General features: G+C 66.6%; 22 protein-coding genes. 5 read left to right on the top strand and 17 right to left on the bottom strand.

Going from position 1 to position 19,952, the window contains the following annotated elements:
• The first annotated feature begins 167 nt into the window (after window positions 1-167).
• Window positions 168-5,060, top strand: coding sequence for a MobF family relaxase (mobF, locus tag HNR73_RS27460; protein ID WP_184790535.1), 4,893 nt, complete (start codon window positions 168-170; stop codon window positions 5,058-5,060).
• A gap of 289 nt (window positions 5,061-5,349) precedes the next feature.
• Here the strand turns inward: mobF and HNR73_RS27455 are convergent, their stop codons facing one another.
• From HNR73_RS27455 to HNR73_RS27380, 16 genes are all read right to left on the bottom strand, one after another.
• Window positions 5,350-6,249: a PhzF family protein gene (locus HNR73_RS27455; RefSeq protein ID WP_184790534.1), complete on the bottom strand. Its 900-nt coding sequence runs from the start codon at window positions 6,247-6,249 to the stop codon at window positions 5,350-5,352.
• Entirely contained in the window at window positions 6,246-7,472 is a 1,227-nt protein-coding gene (locus HNR73_RS40925) for a cytochrome P450 family protein (RefSeq protein WP_203686382.1), read from the bottom strand. Before HNR73_RS40925 ends, HNR73_RS27455 begins: the two co-directional genes overlap by 4 nt.
• Window positions 7,469-8,674, bottom strand: a complete 1,206-nt coding sequence (locus HNR73_RS27445) for a cytochrome P450 family protein (RefSeq protein WP_184790532.1) — start codon at window positions 8,672-8,674, stop codon at window positions 7,469-7,471. Before HNR73_RS27445 ends, HNR73_RS40925 begins: the two co-directional genes overlap by 4 nt.
• Window positions 8,671-9,273, bottom strand: coding sequence for a GTP-binding protein (locus tag HNR73_RS27440; protein WP_184790531.1), 603 nt, complete (start codon window positions 9,271-9,273; stop codon window positions 8,671-8,673). The genes HNR73_RS27445 and HNR73_RS27440 overlap by 4 nt, the downstream gene beginning before the upstream one ends.
• A complete protein-coding gene (locus tag HNR73_RS27435) occupies window positions 9,254-9,604 on the bottom strand; it encodes a DUF742 domain-containing protein (RefSeq protein ID WP_239122190.1) in 351 nt (116 codons plus the stop codon). Before HNR73_RS27435 ends, HNR73_RS27440 begins: the two co-directional genes overlap by 20 nt.
• A complete protein-coding gene (locus HNR73_RS27430) occupies window positions 9,604-10,017 on the bottom strand; it encodes a roadblock/LC7 domain-containing protein (RefSeq protein ID WP_184790530.1) in 414 nt (137 codons plus the stop codon). The genes HNR73_RS27435 and HNR73_RS27430 overlap by 1 nt, the downstream gene beginning before the upstream one ends.
• Window positions 10,014-10,685, bottom strand: coding sequence for an ATP-binding protein (locus HNR73_RS27425; protein ID WP_184790529.1), 672 nt, complete (start codon window positions 10,683-10,685; stop codon window positions 10,014-10,016). Before HNR73_RS27425 ends, HNR73_RS27430 begins: the two co-directional genes overlap by 4 nt.
• Window positions 10,686-10,694: 9 nt before the next feature.
• Entirely contained in the window at window positions 10,695-11,306 is a 612-nt protein-coding gene (locus HNR73_RS27420; RefSeq protein WP_221331170.1) for a hypothetical protein, read from the bottom strand.
• A 56-nt stretch (window positions 11,307-11,362) separates the two neighbouring features.
• Window positions 11,363-11,860 carry a hypothetical protein gene (locus HNR73_RS27415; protein ID WP_184790527.1) on the bottom strand — a complete coding sequence of 166 codons (498 nt, stop codon included), beginning with the start codon at window positions 11,858-11,860 and terminating at the stop codon, window positions 11,363-11,365.
• Window positions 11,861-12,154: 294 nt separating this feature from the next.
• On the bottom strand, window positions 12,155-13,399 hold the full coding sequence (locus HNR73_RS27410; RefSeq protein WP_184790526.1) for a helix-turn-helix domain-containing protein: 1,245 nt from the start codon (window positions 13,397-13,399) through the stop codon (window positions 12,155-12,157).
• A gap of 115 nt (window positions 13,400-13,514) precedes the next feature.
• Complete coding sequence (locus tag HNR73_RS27405) at window positions 13,515-13,799, bottom strand: hypothetical protein (RefSeq protein ID WP_184790525.1); 285 nt, start codon at window positions 13,797-13,799, stop codon at window positions 13,515-13,517.
• Complete coding sequence (locus HNR73_RS27400) at window positions 13,796-14,152, bottom strand: hypothetical protein (RefSeq protein ID WP_184790524.1); 357 nt, start codon at window positions 14,150-14,152, stop codon at window positions 13,796-13,798. The genes HNR73_RS27405 and HNR73_RS27400 overlap by 4 nt, the downstream gene beginning before the upstream one ends.
• On the bottom strand, window positions 14,152-14,466 hold the full coding sequence (locus HNR73_RS27395; RefSeq protein ID WP_184790523.1) for a hypothetical protein: 315 nt from the start codon (window positions 14,464-14,466) through the stop codon (window positions 14,152-14,154). The genes HNR73_RS27400 and HNR73_RS27395 overlap by 1 nt, the downstream gene beginning before the upstream one ends.
• A gap of 249 nt (window positions 14,467-14,715) precedes the next feature.
• Window positions 14,716-15,012: a hypothetical protein gene (locus HNR73_RS27390; protein WP_184790522.1), complete on the bottom strand. Its 297-nt coding sequence runs from the start codon at window positions 15,010-15,012 to the stop codon at window positions 14,716-14,718.
• Between the two features lie 285 nt (window positions 15,013-15,297).
• The gene (locus HNR73_RS27385) at window positions 15,298-15,501 is read right to left on the bottom strand and encodes a hypothetical protein (protein WP_203686386.1); all 204 of its coding nucleotides are present in this window, start codon (window positions 15,499-15,501) and stop codon (window positions 15,298-15,300) included.
• Window positions 15,485-15,721 carry a hypothetical protein gene (locus tag HNR73_RS27380; RefSeq protein WP_184790520.1) on the bottom strand — a complete coding sequence of 79 codons (237 nt, stop codon included), beginning with the start codon at window positions 15,719-15,721 and terminating at the stop codon, window positions 15,485-15,487. The genes HNR73_RS27385 and HNR73_RS27380 overlap by 17 nt, the downstream gene beginning before the upstream one ends.
• A 191-nt stretch (window positions 15,722-15,912) precedes the next feature.
• Between HNR73_RS27380 and HNR73_RS27375 the strand changes: the two genes are divergently transcribed.
• The 4 genes from HNR73_RS27375 to HNR73_RS27360 all read left to right on the top strand — a co-directional run bounded on the left by HNR73_RS27375 (window position 15,913) and on the right by HNR73_RS27360 (window position 18,889).
• Complete coding sequence (locus HNR73_RS27375; RefSeq protein WP_184790519.1) at window positions 15,913-16,779, top strand: helix-turn-helix domain-containing protein; 867 nt, start codon at window positions 15,913-15,915, stop codon at window positions 16,777-16,779.
• Window positions 16,776-17,006, top strand: a complete 231-nt coding sequence (locus HNR73_RS27370; protein WP_184790518.1) for a DUF397 domain-containing protein — start codon at window positions 16,776-16,778, stop codon at window positions 17,004-17,006. Before HNR73_RS27375 ends, HNR73_RS27370 begins: the two co-directional genes overlap by 4 nt.
• 121 nt (window positions 17,007-17,127) lie before the next feature.
• Window positions 17,128-17,421, top strand: coding sequence for a DUF397 domain-containing protein (locus tag HNR73_RS27365; protein ID WP_184790632.1), 294 nt, complete (start codon window positions 17,128-17,130; stop codon window positions 17,419-17,421).
• 250 nt (window positions 17,422-17,671) lie between these two features.
• Window positions 17,672-18,889: a helix-turn-helix transcriptional regulator gene (locus HNR73_RS27360; RefSeq protein ID WP_184790517.1), complete on the top strand. Its 1,218-nt coding sequence runs from the start codon at window positions 17,672-17,674 to the stop codon at window positions 18,887-18,889.
• Here the strand turns inward: HNR73_RS27360 and HNR73_RS27355 are convergent, their stop codons facing one another.
• Window positions 18,890-19,948 carry an aminoglycoside phosphotransferase family protein gene (locus HNR73_RS27355; protein WP_184790516.1) on the bottom strand — a complete coding sequence of 353 codons (1,059 nt, stop codon included), beginning with the start codon at window positions 19,946-19,948 and terminating at the stop codon, window positions 18,890-18,892.
• Between the last annotated feature and the right edge of the window lie 4 nt (window positions 19,949-19,952).

Below are 19,952 nucleotides of genomic sequence, written 5' to 3'. Positions count from 1 at the left end.
CAAGATCATCTCTGTTTTGGGCGAGACACGTCTTGCACCACCGTGGCTGAGGCTATACATTAGCTCCCCGACCCTCTCTCCAAGACCATTTGAAACGTATCGAGTGGCCTCGTGGTCGGAAGGTTTAAGGAACCCGAAGGGTGGTGAGATTTGTCGTGGTGATGACAATGCACAAGCTCACCGCCGGGGACGGGTACACCTACCTGACGCGGCACGTCGCCGGCGGCGACGTGCCGCGCTTGCGGGGCCAGGACGCCGCCGACTACTACACCGCACGAGGGAACCCGCCGGGAATGTGGTTGGGGTCGGCGGTGCACCTGCTGGGGGTCGACGGGACCGTGACCGAGGCGCAGATGAAGGCGTTGTTCGGGTCGGGCATGCATCCGAATGCCGATGCGATGATCCGCGCGTACCTCGCCGAGCATCTGCATGCGGGACTGTCGAAGGCGCATCGCGCGAAGGTCTTGGAAGATGCCCGCAAGGCTGCAACGCTGGGTGCGACATTCGCGGTGTACAAGTCGCCAGAGAACTACGAGCAGCGTGTCGCTATGCGCCTGGAACAGATCGCCGAGCAGACCGGTCGGGCACCTACGGCCGCGGACGAAGCCTGGGTTCGCCGTCAGGAAGCTGGTACGTCGCGCGCCGGGGTCGCCGGTTACGACCTGGTGTTCACGCCGGTGAAGTCGGCGTCGATCCTGTGGGGCCTGCACCCGGATGCGGCCGTCCGCAAGGCGATCGGCGAGGCGCATGCCGCAGCCGTGGCGTCCTCGCTGGCGCTGGTCGAAGAGCATGCTGCGTTCACTCGCACGGGGAAGGCCGGTATCGCCCAGGTTGACAGCTGCGGTCTGATCGCCGCGTCGTTCGACCATTTCGACAACCGCAACGGCGACCCGAACCTGCACACCCACATTGTCGTGGCGAACAAGGTCCGCGTCAACGACGGCCAAGATGAGGTCAAGGGCGAGCGGTGGCGGACGCTGGACGCACGAGCTCTCTACCGCATCACGGTCGCCGCGAGTGAGCACTATTCGACGTCGTTCCAGCAGCAGATGACCAGGCGTCTTGGCGCAGTGTTCGAGCAACGCGGCGACACTTTGGGGCTGCGGTCCCCGGTCATGGAGGTCGCCGGCGTCCCGACCGAAGCGATCTGGTTGTTCTCCTCCCGGCGCGAGCAGCTCACCGAGCGACTGGCCGAACTCCTGCAGGAGTACCGGACCCAGCACGGGCACACCGCCCCGGCGAACGTTCGCCACGCCCTGGCCCGGCGAGCCAATCTCGAGACCCGCGAAGCAAAGAAGCAGCCGCGTTCGCTGCGCGAGATGCAAGCCCAGTGGCGGGACCAGGCTGTCACCGCTTTCGGGCCCGAGGTCCTTGACCACATCGCTGCTGCGATCCCCACCACCGTCAGACACGGTGCGGCCGAAGCTGTGGCGGTGGACGTAGATCAGGTCGCCGCGCGGGTGGTGGCCGAGGTCGCCGAGTACCGCTCTACCTGGACGGAGGCGAACCTCCACGCCCACACCGAACGTGTCCTGCGCACCCAGCCTGGACTCGCTCTCACCCCGCGGGCACATCGTGCCCTGGCCGCCCAGATCGTCCGGGCCGCGGCGAGTCCGGCGCATTCGATCAGCCTGGCGGCCCCCACTCTGGCCATGGAACCCGAAGGCTTGCGGCGCGCTGACGGCGAGTCGGTGTTCGCCGAGCACGGGGCTGGCCGCTACACCTCACGCTTGATTCTCGACGCCGAAGAACGTCTCGTTGCCGCAGCGAAGACTCCGACCACGAAGGCCCTCACAGCGGAGTGGACAACCGGTGCTCTCGACGGGATCGAAGCCGAGGCCGGTACGGAGATGGACGCTGGACAACGGCACCTCGTGGAAGTCTTCGCGACCGATGGGCGGTTCCTGGTCGCCGGACTGGGCCCGGCAGGGGCTGGGAAGACCACCGCCATGCGCGCCTACACGCAACTCGTCCAGCGCGCCGGACGGCGAGTCATTCCCCTGGCGACCTCGACCACTGCGGCCGCCGCGCTCGGAAAGGAACTCGATACCCCGGCCGACTCGGTACACAAGTTCCTCCACGAACACTGCCGCGGCACCCATGCTGCACAGCTGGCCGCCGGTGAACCGGTGCCGGAGGACAAGGCCGTGTACAGGGTGCGGTCGGGCGACGTGATCCTTGTAGACGAGGCCGGCATGGCCGGGACCTTGAACCTCGACCGGATCTGCGCCATCGCCCACACGCATGGGGCGACCGTCCGGCTTCTCGGGGATCATCGGCAGCTCGGCGCCGTTGAATCCGGCGGCGCTCTCGCCTTGATCTGCAATGAGGCCGGGGCGGTCGAGCTGACCACTTTGCATCGCTTCACCGACCCAGGTGAGGCAGAGGCGTCCCTGAAACTCCGCATCGGCGACACCGCTGGCCTCGACTATCACCAGAGCCACGGCCGCATCACCGGCGGGGAACATGACGCGATGATCGACGCCGTCTACACCGCCTGGCACTCCGATATGCGTGCCGGAAAGACCACGATCATGCTCGCCGCAGCCGCCCAGGACGTCACGGCACTGTCGGCAAGGGCTCGGGCCGACCGGGTCGCAGCGGGCCTGGTTCAACCCGGTGGGCCTGCCCTTCGCGACGGGAACGAGGCCGGGATGGGCGACTGGATCGTCACCCGCGACAACGACCGGCGCCTGTCTCTCAATGGAGGCAAGGACTTCGTCCGCAATGGCGACCTGTGGCGCATCCTGCACGTCACCGACACCGGTGGCCTGGTCGTCGAACACCTCGGCCACCAAGGATGCATCACCCTCCCGGCCGCCTACGTTGACGCATCCGTCGAACTCGCCTACGCAGCGACCGTCATGCGCGCCCAAGGCACCACCGTCGATACCGTCCACGCGTTGATCACACCGCAGATGCGGCGGGAAAACCTGTACGTCGCCGCCACAAGGGGCCGCGATGGCGTGTGGTTCTACACCGTCACCCACCACCGCCCCGACCACGTCAACGCACTCGATGCCTCGCGCCGCGACCCGCACGCTCGCACACCCCGCGAGATCCTCGATGCCGTCGTCTCCCGGGCCGGCAACGAACAATCCGCCACCGAGACCATCCGCGCCACTCAAGACGACGCCGTCTCCCTCGCCACGCTGGTACCGCAGTACATCCACGCCCTGACCGAAGCCACGACCGAGACCTACCGGACTATCGCCGGTACGGTTCTCGGTCCCGAGGTCGCCACCGCAGTCACCGGTGACGAGGCGTTCGGCGCACTCGTCAATGCCCTCAACCGTGGCGGCGCGGTCGGCTGGCAACCCCAGCAGCTCCTCGCCGAAGCGGCCCGCTCCGGCCCTCTCCGCGGACACGACCACCCGGCGGCACTCCTCGCCGGTCGCGCGAACGCACTCGTCCGCGACCTCATCCCACCAGCTCCCTTGTCCCAGCCGACAGCAGCCGACGCCGCCCGCTACGCCCGCCTCATCCGCGGCGCGCACACACGCCTGGCGCTCGCCCCGGACGCCGCCTTGACCCCACCGATCGCACTCACCGCGGGCGATCCAGCGAACCGTGCTCAGTACGCCAGCGTGCCCAAGCAGCGACTGGACACAATTGCCGAGACCGTCGCCGCTCACCTCGGACTCTCCGTCGAACAAGTCGTCCGGCATCGCGCATGGCCACATCTGGCCGCCACCCTTACGTCCCGCTCCGAGACCACGCGACTCGTGGAGGCCTACCGCGGCACGCACGATCTGACCTCCCTGGCGAGAACCACCCGCGCACTGCACCGGCATGACCCCAACACTCCAGTCCGGATCCCCAACGCACTCCGACACCAGCACCACACCACGATCGCGCTGGACCCCGAGCACGCCGAAGACGTCCGTACAAGCCGCTACTGGCCCGCCCTCGCCAAAGCCCTTTCCGCGGCCGAGAAAACCGGCATCGACCCCGTCGAAGCACTACGCCGCGCCACCGCCAACCACCGACCTGACCGCGCATTCGACCCCGCACTCGACCTCGCCACAGGTGTCCACCGGCAAGCCCATCTCCACAGCACCGGCATCACCAGCGACCCGACCGAAACCTGGCGCCAGATCGCCTGGATGCTCAAAGCCCACACCGAGCACGGCGGCAACCCCACCGACGTCGCCTACCGAGTCCGAACCACCCGCGACCTGACCGAGCTACGCGACCACATCGCCGCTCACGCCACCCACCCCAGCCACACCGACCTGCCCGCCTGGATCCCGGCCACACCCAACAGCGCCCTGCACGAGCACTGGCGCGCACACCTCACCGACAGCGCCACCGCGATCAACGACCGGATCAGCCACCTCACCGACACTGTCCTCGCCACCCACCCCGCCTGGGCAAGCGCCCTCGGACAAGCCCCCACCGACCCCGTCGCAAGACGCACCTGGCAAGAATGCGTCGGCGTCATCGCTGCCTACCGCGACCAGTTCCAGATCACCAGCAACGACCCCGCCCACCCACTCGGCGCCTACCCCGAACAAGGCCGCACCGGACACGGCGCCTACCTCCACGCCACCACCGCCCTGATCCACGCCCACGCACTCACCACCGCCACCGTGCCCCCTCAAGGCGGCCCGAACCCACCCACCGGTCTCGGCGCCAACACCAACGACCGCATCCGCCACCACCTAACCGCCACCATCTATCGTTCACTCCCGGGCGCCGAACAGAACCAGATCGCCGCAGCTGTACAGGACAGGTTCGGGGCGGCATGGATCCAAGCAGCTCCTACGACTGAAGCCGTCACCGATCCCGCGTACGGCCCCCAACTACTCGCCGCGCTCACCGAGCAAGGGCACCTCGCCCAACACGCGCCAGCACCACGAACGGCCATCCCATATCCGATCCAGCCTCGCCAGAAGCCACGAACCGCGCCAATCCCAGACTCCCAAACACGGTCGCCGCAGGTCTTCCCTGCACCGGTCAGGCCGTCTCCGCCAGCGCCATCAGCGCCGGCCACCGGCTACGACCCCGCGCTCGAACTACCCACACCGACACAACCACAGCCAAGACTTCGCCCATGAGCCCCGCCGTTCGGCGCCCCAGGGGACGCGTGTCAGGTCTGTCGCCAGCATGGAACTGCTAAGGCAGGGTCGCCTTGTCGGCAACGACTACCGCGTCGTACTCACCCAGACTCCTTCTCCTGTACCCCGGTACCGGAACACGTCGACGGACGCAGACGGGTGTCGCAGGTCGGCAGGTCCGCCTGTGATGTCGACTGTAGGAGGGAGCTACTACGACTCTGTCCCTTCGCAGGTTGGAACTCTCGCTGCCTGGCAGTGCGGGGGTGTGACGGTGGCCGGAACTGTGGTGTCAACTTGCCGCCCACTCGGCTCCTGTTTCGCTGGTGTTCTTCGGAATGTCAACCGCGGCGCCGGTGACGTGGATGCCGCCTGTGGGTGGGATATGGACGTGGATGGTGCTTGGCTGGTTGATGTAGTGACCTTGGTGGACAGTGATCGTCGCCGGAGCTCGGACAAGGTCTTGTTCGCGGAGGTAGCCGCCGAGGGCGGCTGCGGCTGATCCGGTGGCGGGGTCTTCGAAGACGCCGCCGATGGGGAAGGGGTTTCGGGCGGTGTATTCGTCTGGGGCGGTGCGATGGACAAGTTGGATGGTGGTCCAGCCGTAGGCGCGCATGGTCGCAGTGAGGACGTCGGAGTCGTAGTCAAGGTTGGCGAGTCGTTCAGGCGTAGCGGCGGCGAGAATCGGGTGCCAATTGCCTGCCCACGCGACCTTCGCCGGTAGGTGATTGTCGAGGTCGTCGGGGCGCCACCGCAGGGCGATCAGGAGCTCGGTGAGCGTGGCGGGGGTGAGCGCGGCAACGCGGGGTGGTGCGCTGGTGAGGGTTGCGGTGACGTGCCCGTCCCAGGTTTTCGTGGTGACGGGGATGGCGCCGGCGTTGGTGGCGAACGTGACGGTTCCGGTGCCATGCCGAGCGGCGTATGCGCAGGCCAAGGCGATGGTGGCGTGGCCGCAGAAGTCGACTTCGGTGAGGGGGCTGAAGTACCGGACGCGGATGCCGAGGATGTCGCGGACGGCGAAGGCGGTTTCTGAGTAGCCGACGTCGCGGGCTATGTCCTGCATGGTCTCGGTTGTTAGGCCGTGCGCGTCGAGGACGACTCCGGCGGGGTTGCCGGCGTTCGGGTCGGTGGTGAAGGTCGCGTATCGCAAGACCTCGGGCAGGACAACAGGGCTGGGGCCGGAGGTTTTCATGCTGTTCCTTGGCCTGTAGTGACGGGAATGTTGGTGTAGTCGGTGCTGATGAATGACGGCAGCGGCTGAAGCTGCCCCGATTCGACGGCAAGAGCGATGTCGGGGAAGCGATTGAGGAGTCCGGTGAGTGCGATGTGTGCTTCGAGGCGGGCGAGGGGTGCGCCGAGGCAGTGGTGGATGCCGTGGCCGAAGGCCAGGTGGTTCTTGTCGTCGCGGTCGAGGTGGAAGGCGTCGGGTTCGCGGTGGATCAGGGGGTCGCGGCCGTGGGCGGCGAAGGCTATGAGGAGCGCTTCACCGGCGGGGATGGTGATCCCGCCGGGGAAGCTGATGTCGTCGGTTGTGTATCGGAGGGGCAGAAACATGACGGGTCCGTTGAGGCGCAGCGTTTCTTCGATGACGTCGCCCCACGCTTCGGGGTCGGTGGCAACGGCTTGACGCACCGCCGGGTTGGTCATCACGTTGACGGCGGCGTGGTTGATGAGGGACACGGTGGTCTCTGAGCCAGCGCCGACGAGGAGCAGCAGGGTGGCGAGGAGCTCTTCTTCGGAAAGGCGATCGTCGTCGGTGTCGTGGATGGCGATGAGGTCGCTGGTGAGGTCGTCGCCGGGGTAGGCGCGTTTGAACACGGCGAGTGCGGCCATGGCCTGGGCCATGGTGTGGCTATTGGCGGCGGCCTGGTCGGGTGGCAGTGAGGTGTTGACAGCGGCTTCCATGACGTGGGCCATGGTGGGCCGTTGGTCGGCGGGGACGCCGAGGAGGTCGCAGATGACGGTGATGGGGATGGGGTAGGAGAAGACGCTCCGCAGGTCGACGAACTTCCCGGCCGCAGCGGTTGCCGCAGCGAGCGCGTCGAGTCGTGTGTGGACGATGGCTTCGATGGCGGGGCGCAGGGACTCGATGCGGCGTTTGGTGAAGGTCTTGCTGAGGATGCGTCGGAGTCGGCTGTGGTCGCCGCCGTGGGCGTTGAACATCGACGGTGACGTCCAGGGCATGAGCCAGCCGGGTTCGGGGGTGGGGCGCCCTCGGGTCCAGTGGGTCGGGTTGCGGGTTATGCGCTTGTCGATGAGCAATTTCTTCGCGATAAGTCCGTCAGTGATGGCCCATGCGGTGACGCCGTCGGGGAGCGTCACCTTCGTGGCGCTGGTGTTGCGGAGGGCGGCGACTTGGGCGTGCAGGCCGGTGCCGGTGGAGTCCAGCAACGGCGGGGCAGGGGTGGTGGTCACGGCGTGTCTCCTCGGGTGGGTGTGGGTTCGCGGGTGAAGGTGATGTTGAGGTGGCGGGGGCATTGGTGGAACAGGCCCGGTGCGCGTGGTGGCTCGGGACCGGTGAGGTGGGCGTCGGGGATGCGGTCGAGGAGGGCGGTGATGGCGGCGTGGGTGATGACCGCGGCGTGGGCGGGGACGGGGCATCGGTGTTCGCCGCCGCCGAAGGCGAGGTGTGCGCGGGAGTCGTAGCCGACGCCGGCCAGGGCGGGGTCGGTGTTGCAGGCATGGTGGGAAATGAGGACGAGGGCGCCGGCAGGGATGTCGACGCTGTGGAGCCGGGTGTTGTGGCGGGCGACGTGGAAGGTGAAGTTCGCGACGGGGGCGGTGTCCCAGAGGACTTTCTGCATGGCGCGGTCGATGGCGACCGATCCGCTGATGAGGTCGCCGGCGTAGGTGTCGTCGGATAGCAGCAGTTGGAGGGCTTGGGTGATCCAGCTGGCGGTGGGGACGTTGCTTGCCCCGACGAGTGAGTAGAGGTTGTCGACGACCTCGGCCGGGGTGAGCCTGTTGGGGTGGCGGAGCATCCAGGTGGCGATGTCGTCGCCGGGTTCGGTCTGTTTCTGAGCGACGAGGTGTGCGAGTTCGCTCGTGAACAGCGCCGCACCGTGGGCGGCTTGGGGGCCGCCGGAGACGATGAGTTGGCAGGCGTCGGCCATGCGGCGGCTGGTGTCGGGTTGGCAGCCGAGGAGGTCGGCGAAGACGAGCAGCGGGATCTGCAGGGCGTATTCGGTGACGAGGTCGGCGTGACCCTTGGGTGTGAACGCGTCGAGGAGACGGCTGGTGACGGCCGCGGTGACCGCGTCGAGGCGGTGGTGTGGCACGCGGGCCATGCAGTCGATGATCGGAGTCGCGAAGTGGCTGTGGCGGTCGCCGTCGGTGTGCAGGATCCCGTCGCGGGGCGCGAGGATCCCCATGACGGTGCTGTCGGGTGGAACACGGCCCTCGGCGAGATCACGCCAGGCGCTGGTGTCGCGGGTGAACGCGGTGGTGTTGTTCAGCAGTTCACTCGCGGCGGCGTGGCTGGTGACGACCATGGCGTGCACACCGGCGTCGATCTCGGCCCACGCCACCGGCCCGGCCTGGCGCAGCACCTGGTAGACGGTGTCGGGGGTGGTGGTGAACGGCTCCCCGAACAAGCGCGGCAATGAGGTGGTGGTCATGTGGTGGGCTCCGGGATGGTGCGGGCGATGATGTCGCGGACGAGGGTCGTCAAGACCGTCTTGACCGAGGCGCGGTCGCGGGCGTCGCAGGACACGATCGGTGTCTGTGGTGCCAGGGCGAAGGCGTCACGCAGTTCGCTGTCGTCGTAGACGGGTGCGGTCGCGAAGGCGTTGACGGCGACCACGAAAGGGAGACCGGCGTTTTCGAAGCGGGTGATGACGTCGAAGGCGCCTTCGATGTGACGCGTGTCGGCGAGGACGACACCGCCGAGGGCGCCGATCATGAGGTCGTCGACCAGCGGCAGGAACCGCGGCTGTCCCGGCGCCCCGAACAGGTAGAGGACGATGTCGGACGGGAGTGTCAAGCGCCCGAAGTCGAGCGCAACAGTCGTAGTCGTCTTGACCGAGTCGGCATCAAGGTCGTCGACGCCGCGGCTGTAATCGGTCATCACGGCGTCGGTCGACAGTGGAGTGATCTCCGAGACCGCGCCGATGAACGTGGTCTTACCGACGCCGAACCGGCCGCCGATGACGAGTTTGACGCTGGTCGCCGTCGTGCTCGCCACCCGTGCGATGACGTCAGAGCTGCTCGAGCCCATGCAAGATCCTCTCCAGCAGGTCGCAGTCGTGCTGCTGTTCGGCGGGGACGGGGGTGCGCGAGACGATGTGGCCGCTGGTGATGAGATCGGCGGCGAGGACCTTCACCACTGCCAGCGGCAGGCGCAGGTAGGCCGCGACTTCAGCGACGGCCAGGGCCCCGGGGGCCAGGAACTCCATGACCTGCTGGGTCTTCCCTGGCAGGCCCGCCCGTTCGACCGTGAGGTCGGGGTAGAGCAGTGTCGACTCATTCAGGGATGAGCGGGCCGGGTCGGCTCGGCCGCCGGTGGGGGTGTGGGAGCGCACCAGGCCGGTGCGCAGCCGTGCCGGCATCACGTGCCCCGCTCGGTCACGGCCAGATGCGGCTCCATCGCCCGCACGACCTTCACCGCCGTCGCCGCGATGACCATCGTCTCGTCACTGCGCAGATCCGCCGCGACACTCACCCCCAGGCACGTTTTCTCCCCGGCGGTCACCAGCAGAATCGTGTAGCCGACGAACTGCACGATGCTGCCCGTCCACACCAGTTCACTGGCGTCGCAGAAACCATCGAGAGTCCGCGACAGCGCATGCATACCCGACAATCCGGCCGCGACCGGATCGGCGACATCACGCTCCAGGCCTGTCGAGCACGCTTTTACCAGGCCGTCGATCGTGAACAGCAACGCGTGCCGACACCCTTTCTCTCGCGTGATCCGGTCGAGCTGCCGGGTGAGCTCGGTATCGAGAGCCATCGGGGTGGTCATTGGGGGTCTCCGTCATCGGTGGTGTTGAGGGCGTCGGCGATGCCCGCCAGGCCCTGGCCGAATGCGTCGGCGTCCAGCAGCGCCGGGTCCAGATGGACCGGGCTCGTCCGTTGTGGAGCCGGTGCCGTGCGGTCACGGACCGGCAGACCCGACTCGGTCCGCTGCACCGGAACCGAGACCGGCGCCGCCGGGGCGAGAAGAGGTGCTGTGTCGCCGGACCGTGTCATCGGCGGATTGGCCAGCCGGACCGCCGTGGGCTCATACCCGTCGGAGTCAGGGCCGGAGGCGATGTGGTGCATGGGGATGAACAGCGCCATCCGGTTGCCGCCGAAGATCGAACGTCCGGCAACCTCGACGGTGAAGCCGTAGCGCGCGGCCAACAGCGCAATGACCGGAAACCCCAGCCGCAGCGCGTCCTCTGACCGCGTCACATCGACAGGTTCTGCGTTCGACAAGACCGCCTTGGCGCGCTCGCGCTGCTCGTTGTTCATGCCGATACCGCGGTCGTCGACGACGATCGCGTACCCCGCCGCACCGTCATGAACCGTCACATCCGCCGGACGGGTCGAATGCGAGGCGGCATTGGCGAACAACTCCGCCAGCGCCAACACCACTGGCTCCACCACCCGGCCCGTCACCCACGCGCCACCGGTCTTTGGATCGTGCACATAGTTGATCTAGTCGTGCGCCTGAATCCGCCCCCGCGCCGCCTCCACCATGTCGAGGATCTGGCTCGTGGAGCGCTGAACACCAGGCGTCTCACCACACAAGATCCGCAACCGCTGCAGGCCATGCAGAGAAGCCGAAGCGTGCGGATCGATGCGCATCAATGACGCCACCGCTTCCGGGCGGTCCTTATGAACCGCCAGTTCGGCATCGATCTGATGAAGCAACCGCACCAACCGCGACTGCGGTTCCGCCAACGCATGCCGGATCGTGGTGAGCGTGGTACCCGACATGTCTTCGCGAATCGCCCTGATGCCAGCGGCCACCTTGTCGAGAAGTTCACCGTGCACGCCGGCGAGGACGCCACCGGCAAGATCAGGGTGAGCCAGGCCCGGGAGAGTCACCCCCGGGGTGTCGCGCGCAAGTTCAAGAACCGCGCCGAGGCGCGCATCGGCGAGATGGCGGGTCTCCTCGACGTACACGCGGTTGATCGCCTGGGCGGCTTCCAGGTCGCGCTGCGTTCCCTCCAGGGTTTCGGTGATATCGGCGAAGTCTCTGTCGGCAACGGCACTGACCACATCCAACTGTTGTTGCTGTCTCCTGTGGCTGAGTACCCAAGCCACGCAGACACAGGCGAGACACAGCATCAGGCCAGCGGAAACTGCCGCCCAAGGAGCCATCAGCTGTCCTCACTGGTGGCAAAGACAACTGACGGGTGAACCGATTCCGAGGGGTCGCCGAGTGCTCCTGGGATGCCCGGGATCGGGTCGCCCTTCTCGATGGCGCAGAACACCGCAATGGCCTCCGCGCATGCCTCGAAAGCGGCCTGCACGTGGGCGTCAGCGTCGGCTATGGATTCAGCTGCCCGATCGGCACCGAGCATCGTGTCGACAGAGCCGAGGTCGTGGGCACAGGTCTGGACTTTGATCACCGATGGTGCGGTGATCTTGATGCTGCGCCTGACCGCCTTGAGATTGGCCCGTGTGTGTCGCAGGCTCGCCAAGGCCACATCGATCCAGGTGGGACCGACACGCGTTCCGATCGGTTCGACTGAGGCGTCCGAATCGTCGGATGGCGTGGGCCTGCTCGACAACTCACCGGAGCCAGTCCCTTGTAGAGCCTTGTGGCCCATTGGGGTCGTTTGGCCACACGAGTTTGCTGGCAAGATGGTTTCCACCCGAGACCTCCCTAGTCGCTGACAGGCGCAGGTCCAGGCTGACCCGGTACGGGATCGGCGAACAGGGTGTTCATGCGGACAAGCCCGGGGTCCGCATTCGCAGCCACGGCGGCGGCACCCACTCGACACTCGCTGTCTACGCAAGCCGTTTCATTCCGGTTTACCCAGAGCCCATCCCAGCACCGGAAAGGAAGGACGCGGCACCGCTGTCATCACCGAGCGCAATGACGAGCAAGGCCGTGTTTGTCCAATGCAGACAGTCGGAATGTCTGTGCTCGGTCCGAGCCTGGGTGTTCAGGTGGAAAACGCCATGCGTCCCAGACTCGCGCTGGCGAGCTCTCTGAGTTCACCGACAACTGACATCCGGCTGTGGGGCTGGAACTCGGCGAGCAGCATCGTCATGCGGTGCATGACAAGGAACGAGGTGGTTCGCGTGGCGTGCTCGATGGCCTGGCGTGCGGCATGGCAGGCTTCGTCGATCTTTGCCGAACGTGCGAGCGCGGTGGCGGCCAGCGCGTGCTCGATTGCGAGACGGCGGACACGAATCGGGTCGAGTAGGGCGATGGCTGTGGCCGCTTGTTGGTGGGCGTGTTCGTGTCGTCCGAGGTCGAGGAGGGCGCCGGCGATCTCGTCGGCGAGGTCGGCCGGCCCGTAGTAGGCGATCCAAGGCGGTTCGAGGGCGGGGTTGCTGCGTTCGAGATCGGTTTCGGCATGCCTCAGCGCTGCGGTGCAGGCGCGTTCGTCGCCAAGTCGTGCATGGGCGCGGGCGAGGACGGCTCGGCAGGCGGCACGGACGGCGGGACTCGATTCTGCGGTGTCGAGTCCACGTAGCGCGGCTTCGGTGAGCCTGGCTGCGTGGCGCGGGTCGCCGTAGTGCAAGGCGAGGTGGGCGAGGCTGACTCCGACGATGTAGGCGCCGTAGAGGCGGTCGTCGCTGATGGCGGCTAGGCGGAGGGCGTCCAGGTAGTGGCGTTGGGCTTGTTCGTCATGGCCGAGGTCCACCGCTTGGTATCCGGCGAGTTCGAGGTACCCGATGGCGATCTCAGGTGCAGTCGTCGAGAGTCCGGGAAGGTCTCGTTCCATGAGATCGGTGACGTCCGTGTGGTTGCGGCCGGCGCCGTGGAGGTGATCGATGTGCCGAAGCCGGCGAAGGCGGTCGGCGGCGTCGCCGCCCGCGGCGAGAAGGCGGGACGAGGGCCGCGGTTGTGGGTGTGTCAAGAGCCAGTCGAGTACTGCGCGGTCGTCGGCGGCCGGATTCAAGCGGCCGGACACTTCGGTGCCGAGGAGGCGGATGCGGCGTTCGCGTTGCAGCAGCGCCCACATGCTCGTCAGCAGCCCGTCGGCAGCAAGAACGTGATCGCAGTTCTTCACGAACTCATAACTGGGGACCCTGATGGCGACTTCTACTTTGCGGACGAGGTCGGGGCTTTGGTGGATGCGGCGGCCGAGTTCGTAGGTCGACCAGCCCAGTCGGGTGCGCAGGCGGCGTATCTCGGCGCCGAAGTAGTGGCATGCCGATGCTGTGGGGGTCAGTGGCATGGGCCGCTGTCCAGACGTCGGCGTCTCCGTAGGACCTTGGGCGTGGCTGGGTGTGGAGGAGTGGGTCGTCGCAGTGTCGGCCCGCAGGCTCCGGTCGCGCGTTGATGGTGCCGGGCTATTCATCGGCGCCTTCCGCCCTTTCGAACGACGAAGGGTCGATCCAGCAGATGTCGGTGAGGCCACCGTGCCCGTGGATTCGCAAGATCTCCTCTGTCGAGTTCCACACGGTGTTCTGCCGGACGCCGGTCCCTTCACCCTTCCAGCGCATCACCGCGGGCCCGTCGGACCAGGCCAGGCCGTCGGCGACGGTGCCGGTTCCCGACAGCCCGGTCGCGTCGTGGCGGCGCATCAACAGGAACCGGCGGGGCGGTTCATGGCCTATCTCAAGCGGTGTGGTCATAGCGTGATCCGGGCCGTTGCGGCGTTGACGCGCAGCCACGAACGGCGTGCATGTGGGTCGGTGCTGAAGAACCCCGGAACGAACCCGGCGACGCGAAGTGACCGCCAGGCGCGGCGATCGGCGACGGCGGCGTCGATGGTGTAGCCGCAGTCGAGGCAGAGGTATCTCGGTCGAGTCCGGCTGGGACGGTCAAGGTTCATGAGCGGCTGTTCTGCTCGCGGGTGCCGCCCGCAGAAGGCGTGTCCGTCGAAGATCGGAATATAGGCGTCACCCCGAACGGTCGCCAGGGGTGGAATGTGGCCCACGGTCAAGACGACCCGGGCGGGAACCCGGACGATGGCGGTGGCCGGCATCATGCCGCACCCACCCAGAAAGAGATGACGTCGGCGAGGGCTCGACGTTTGTCGGCGATCGTAAGGCCGGGCGCGTCGTCGGCGAGTCCGGTCTCCACCACGAGCCGCCAGACGGTGTGATCGGTCACCGGCGCCGGTCGGGTGTGGTCGCACCGGGGTGCACTGCACTGGTACCGCCAGCCGAAGCCGCTGGAGTGGATTGGCAGCATCGGGGGCAGCATGAGGCGGTGGCAGTGGGTTTGTCCATGGCGTCGGCAGAGCAGTTCCCCGTGCACGAGCAGCGGCATCTCGTCGCTTCCGTGCTCGACGCCCACGACAGAACCACCTGGCCACAGGGGACGTTGTTCTCGGCTGACCGCGTCGTAATGCGCACTGGATTGGGTCATGGCGCCGGGGTGTGGCAGGTGCGGTCGAAAGGGTGCGGCATTCATCGAGATGCTCCATTGTGGACAGTTAAGGATCAGCGTCGTGCACAGCAGGCAGGCCGAGAGGTACGGACACGCTCCCCTCCGCGGCTCCGGACGCGCAGCGACCTTGCAGGTGTGTGCCGTGGTTGAGTTCGGCTACCGCCGCCGGTGCGGTCGTGGTGTCGACCTCGCCGCCGATCGTCGCGGCTGCTGGTACTCCTCGAGTGCGCTTGCCCAGTCCCGGCGATCGTCGGCGGCCGGTGGCGGCAGCGGGGCACATCCTGACCTCACCGCCAGCGCGTAGCGAACCGTCGGGCACGGCGCGACGTGGTCGCACCAGCGGCACCGCTTCTTCCACCACAGGTCGCGGATGGTGCGGTAGGTGCGGCTGTGATTGGCGAGGTCGTCCGTCGTCCATTTCTCAAGGCGCGGCGGTAACGTCTCGGTCGACATGTGATCCCTCCTTCAGGGGTCGCTGGTGTCGATCCCCGGGGACCGCTGCCTGATGTGAGAGTCGGCAACAGCGGTCCCCGGAGTCCCCTTTCACGGGACCCGCCCACCGCGGGGTCAGCGCGGTGCAGTGGCGGGGAGTTTTGCGCGGGAGACGAACCGCCCCGACCTACGCGAAGGCCTCCGGTCCGTCTCCCGCTGGGAGCCGCGTACGCCACCCACCCGGCGGAGGTCCTGGGCGGTGCGGTTGACCGGCTCATGCCCATGAGCCGGTGTACGCGGCAGGTCCTAGGTGTTCGTGTCGACGATCGGGACGAGCACGAATAGTTCGGGATGCCCAACGTGGGTAAGGGTTTCCGCGGCGTCGTACATCGCCTGGCAGGGCCAGGCGCCGCGGCAGGCTTCGCAGGTTCCGTTGGCGGCGCGCCGGTGCGCGAAGTACCTGGCCTCAGCCTGGGCTTTGGGCGTCACGGGTTCAATGCTGGTACTCATCACAGGTGCACCTCCGGTGCCGGCCGTTGGCCCAGGTCGGGTCGGCGGCGAGGACGTTGCGTGCCCAGGACCGCCATCCGCGGTTCGGTTCGTGGGCTCGGATGAACCTCGCCCAGAAGCGGTCCTCGGTCAGTCCCTGAATCGCCCTGGCCTTGTCTCCTCCGTATCGGGAGAGGTAGCGGGCGAATTCCGGGTCCGCCAGGTTCACGGTCATTGCCACGGCAACCCCCTCCGTGCCGGGTCTGGTTTCCCACCGTCACGTCAACCCCTCCTGACAGGTTGTAGTTGACGAACTAGTCGTAGCATGGCATAAGTCACAACAAGCGGACAAGATTCTCTGCCAAGAATTTTGAAGTTGACAAGAATTTCTTGGTCTGGTGAGCTTTGCTCATCACCTGAGGAGGGATGGCCATGGCACCTGCGAAGCCAGCGACGACCATGCGTGCCGGATGGCTCGCCGCCCGGTTCAAGGCGCTCCGCGAGGACCGCGGGTTGAAGGGTGCGGAGGTCGCCGACTACATCGGCAAGACTCAAGGCACTGTCAGCAAGTTGGAGAACGGTGAGTTCCCACTGACCGGCGACACAATCCTGCGACTCATGGATCTCTACGGCGTCAGCGATCTCAAGGAACGCAACGAACTCCTCCAACTCTCCGAGGAAGTCGCCCAGCGTGGCTGGTGGGACGGCTACGCCAGCCTGCTCGGTTCGAACTTCGCCGATTACATCTGGATGGAGAGTCGCGCTGACGCGATGCACATCCTTGAGATCAACGCCGTGCCAGGCCTTCTCCAGGTTCCCGAGTACGCTTCGGCGCTGATCGGTCGCGGACCACAGAGCAGCGATGAGTTCCAGGTGCGTCGGCTGACCGAGGCCCGGCTGCTCAGGCGCGAGCAACTATCCAAGCCGCACTCGCCGCACGTCCGCTTCCTGGTCCATGAAGGCGCACTCCACCAGGAGGTCGGCAAGCCTGGTGTCATGAAGGAGCAACTCGAGTACCTGCTCACCGCAATGCAGCGGTCCAACCTCGAGATCCGGGTCATCCCGCTTCGCGCGTGGAGCCACACCGCCGCGACCGTTGGCGGCGGTTTCACGATGTTCGAGCTCCCGGTGCCGTTCCCGAACGTTGTCGCCGTCGAGTCACCTGCGGGAGCGATCTACGTCGAGGGCCCGGACATAGACTCCTTCACAAGTTCCTACAACGCGATCTGGGCAGACGCACTGTCAGCCTCGAAGACCGAGGCACTGATTGCGCAACTAGCAAAGGACGCAGCAACATGACCATCCACGCAACTCCCGCACTCCCCGACCTGCGGGGGGTCGCGTCCTGGCGCAAGAGCACCCGAAGCAGCAGCGGCGGAAACGGCCAGTGCATCGAGGTCGCATGCCTCGACGCCACCGTCGCCATCCGCGACTCCAAGCACTGCTCGGACGCCGGCTACCCGGTCTTGGCCGTCGACACCACCAGCTGGGCTGGTTTCGTCAACGAGCTGAAGACCACCGCGTAGTACGCGCCATCAGTTCGACAGGGGCGAGCCGTGAAGCGGTTCGCCCCTCGCCGTGTCGTCTCGACGACAGCCCATCCCACAGACGAGTGCTTCTCTCACAGGGACACGATCGGGAGGCGACATGGACACCCACACGATCATCACCTGGCGACGCTCCAGCCACAGCAACAGCGGCGGCAACTGCGTCGAAGTCGGCTGCCTCCACGCGGCCGCCCGCTGGCGGTCCTCCACCCGTTCCAGCGGTAGCGGCAACGGCAACTGCGTCCAGACTCTCGCGAGCAAGGCGATCGTCGCGATCCGCGACTCCAAGGACTGCACCGGCACCGATTACCCGATCATCACCAGCGACACCGCGACCTGGACAGGTTTCACGCACCAGCTCCGCGCTGGCGACTTCGACCCTGTCGGCCGATAGAGCACGATGTGCGCAGCAAATCCACGATGTAGTTGTTGGACTGTTCGGCCTTATCTCCAGGCACAGTTCTCGGCACGCAGTCTGCTTGCCCCGGAGCTGCCTGGTGAGGCTTTGCCTCACCAGGGATACAACCAGCCCAGCGCGCTTCATCACGAGAGCAACAGACCTCGCAAAAACCGCGCACCAACCGCGCAGCCCCATTGATGACCTGCTGTAACCTCAGTCACACAACAGCAGTTGAGGGGGTTCAATGGCTCGACGCCGTGGCCTCGCCGACCGCCGAGCCGCCATGGGCCTTACCCAAGAAGACCTCGCTGAAGCCCTCAAGGTCCATGTGGCCACAGTGCGCCGGTGGGAAGCAGGTACCAGTACCCCTCAGCCGTGGGTTCAGCCTGGCTTGGCGCGATACCTGAACCTCAGCGCAGACCAGCTGCAGCAGTTCCTCAGCACCGAGAACACCACTCCCTCGTCGGAGCCGGCCACCCCTGCCGAGGAGGTACGCCCGGCATCTGAGTCGCCGTTCCTCTCCGCGCTTGAGATCCCGGTCCCCCGCCGGTTGGATCTCGCCGACGCCGCGCAACTCGGGGGCCTCGTCGATCAGTTCGAGCAACTCGACCATGCCGCCGGTGGCAGAGCGACCGCGCGGGCTCTCGCGTTGACGCACTTCAACTTCGCCATCGCATGCCTCAACACGGCGTCCATGACACCGGCAGGCCGCCTTGCGTGGATGCAGGTGACCGGAAGACTGGGACGGTTGTGCGGATTCGCATCTGCCGACGCCGGCGACCATGACGGCGCCCGACGTGCGTTCAGCACCGCGCGAGCAGTCGCCGCCGAAGCCGATGACGAGCTCACCCACCTCAACATCCTGTGCGGCCTCATCCGCCAATCCGTCCATCTCAGCGACAGGACGACATCGGCCGAGCTCCTGGGCGAACTCCAAGCCCACCGGCTACCAGAGTCCAGCCTCGCGCAAGCCGCACTCCATGCCGTGGAAGCCCGCGTCCACGGCTTGCTCGGCCGCGAACGCCAAGCTCTCCTGGCGATCCAGCTCGCTGAAGAGGCCTTCACCCGCGGCCGAAGCGGGAACGATCCGCCGTGGCTGTGGTATTACGACGAAGCCCAGTTGGCTGGTGACACCGCCCATGCCCTGTTTCCACTGGCATTGCAGGGACAGCAGATCGAGAACGCTGTCGCTCGGTTCACGCGAGCAACAGCACTTCACCTGCCGAGCAACGCCCGCTCGCTGGCCTTCTCCGCCACCAAGCTCGCGATCCTGTCAGTGAAGTGGAACAGCCCCGATGCCAGCGACCTCATCGACAAGGCCATCGCAACCACCCGACGCGTGTCGTCCACCCGAGCCGATGACGACCTCCGACTCCTCGGACAGCATCTACACCAGCAACGCGACACCCCACACGCGCGACGCCAGTTCAGCGAGATCAGCCAGCTGCTCGCCGACCGCTGATCACCGGCGGGACCACACGCGCGGAACGCGGTCATCCACAAGGCACGCGACCCTGTGGCGAGCCTGCGCCGCCAGCTCCTCCGACTCCCCGGCATGCTGAATCAGCCAGGACGTCATCCGCAACTCACGGATGCGGCGAAGGACTTGAAAGTGCGGCGACACGGTCACGTCCCGGCCACCGTAGGCGCGAACGAAGCCTTCATAGTCGGCCTTTCCCAGCCACCCCAGGGAGGCGAAATAGGTGCCGGGCAGCGCCAGGTCCCATTCAGCCGGCCCAAGGCAGACCGTCTCCAGATCGATCAGCACTGCGTGCCCCGCGGAGTGCGCAACGTTGCCCGAGTGCGGGTCCCCGTGGATCAACCGCATAGGACTGACAGCCGTCAACGCCGCCCACGCGCCTTCCAACTCCTCCAACACTCCCTGCAGGTCAGCCCGATCACCTTCCGAGATCGGAGCCCCAGCGATGCGGTCACCGACGCGGTGAAACGCATCCAAGACCGGAAGGTCTAGATCAGCGACCGGCACCGCGTGCAAGTCCCGGAGAACCTCGCCAATCTCAGCGAAGGTCGCCCGTCGCGAAGTATCGAGCTCTTCCCAGAACGTGACAGGATGCCCATCGATCGTCACCGGCTCGCCAGGCGCCGCAGGTCTCCCACAAGGCACACCATGACGTTCGAGCAAACGAGCAACCCGGATCTCACGCGCGGCTGTCTCCGCCCAGCCCGGCCCCCGCGCAACCCGAGCCACCACACCACCCGGCAGCCGAAACATCGCATGCTCACCCATGCGAATCAGCTCCATGACCATCTCGTACCCACCGACCTGGGCCGCAGCCTCCAGGGCCAGCGCACGAGCACGCTGCTCTGAGAACGGTGCATGCGTGGAGGTACTCATATGCCCTAAGTACACCAGACCATTAGATGTCAGCGGACGTGTCAGGCTGACACGTCCGCTGATACCCACCCCAACACCCGCATCACCCTCCGGCAAGCCGGGGAAGCGCATCACCGAGCCGGCCAGCAACCAAGGGAAACTCCCGTAACCCGAGAGGCGATCCATCCGT

It is taken from the genome of Phytomonospora endophytica, from assembly GCF_014202425.1.
GTDB classification, from domain to species: Bacteria; Actinomycetota; Actinomycetes; order Mycobacteriales; family Micromonosporaceae; genus Phytomonospora; species Phytomonospora endophytica.
The sequence above is the reverse complement of the archived record's forward strand: the minus strand, read 5'-3'. Positions and strand labels throughout refer to the sequence as shown.

Excerpts from the sequence above, each read along its gene's own strand:
- mobF (WP_184790535.1), top strand. The coding sequence starts at position 168 with ATGCACAAGCTCACCGCCGGGGACGGGTACACCTACCTGACGCGGCAC.
- HNR73_RS27455 (WP_184790534.1), bottom strand. The coding sequence starts at position 6,249 with ATGAAAACCTCCGGCCCCAGCCCTGTTGTCCTGCCCGAGGTCTTGCGA.
- HNR73_RS27445 (WP_184790532.1), bottom strand. The coding sequence starts at position 8,674 with ATGACCACCACCTCATTGCCGCGCTTGTTCGGGGAGCCGTTCACCACC.
- HNR73_RS27440 (WP_184790531.1), bottom strand. The coding sequence starts at position 9,273 with ATGGGCTCGAGCAGCTCTGACGTCATCGCACGGGTGGCGAGCACGACG.
- HNR73_RS27435 (WP_239122190.1), bottom strand. The coding sequence starts at position 9,604 with ATGCCGGCACGGCTGCGCACCGGCCTGGTGCGCTCCCACACCCCCACC.
- HNR73_RS27430 (WP_184790530.1), bottom strand. The coding sequence starts at position 10,017 with ATGACCACCCCGATGGCTCTCGATACCGAGCTCACCCGGCAGCTCGAC.
- HNR73_RS27410 (WP_184790526.1), bottom strand. The coding sequence starts at position 13,399 with ATGCCACTGACCCCCACAGCATCGGCATGCCACTACTTCGGCGCCGAG.
- HNR73_RS27405 (WP_184790525.1), bottom strand. The coding sequence starts at position 13,799 with ATGACCACACCGCTTGAGATAGGCCATGAACCGCCCCGCCGGTTCCTG.
- HNR73_RS27400 (WP_184790524.1), bottom strand. The coding sequence starts at position 14,152 with ATGCCGGCCACCGCCATCGTCCGGGTTCCCGCCCGGGTCGTCTTGACC.
- HNR73_RS27390 (WP_184790522.1), bottom strand. The coding sequence starts at position 15,012 with ATGTCGACCGAGACGTTACCGCCGCGCCTTGAGAAATGGACGACGGAC.
- HNR73_RS27385 (WP_203686386.1), bottom strand. The coding sequence starts at position 15,501 with ATGAGTACCAGCATTGAACCCGTGACGCCCAAAGCCCAGGCTGAGGCC.
- HNR73_RS27375 (WP_184790519.1), top strand. The coding sequence starts at position 15,913 with ATGGCACCTGCGAAGCCAGCGACGACCATGCGTGCCGGATGGCTCGCC.
- HNR73_RS27370 (WP_184790518.1), top strand. The coding sequence starts at position 16,776 with ATGACCATCCACGCAACTCCCGCACTCCCCGACCTGCGGGGGGTCGCG.
- HNR73_RS27365 (WP_184790632.1), top strand. The coding sequence starts at position 17,128 with ATGGACACCCACACGATCATCACCTGGCGACGCTCCAGCCACAGCAAC.
- HNR73_RS27360 (WP_184790517.1), top strand. The coding sequence starts at position 17,672 with ATGGCTCGACGCCGTGGCCTCGCCGACCGCCGAGCCGCCATGGGCCTT.
- HNR73_RS27355 (WP_184790516.1), bottom strand. The coding sequence starts at position 19,948 with ATGGATCGCCTCTCGGGTTACGGGAGTTTCCCTTGGTTGCTGGCCGGC.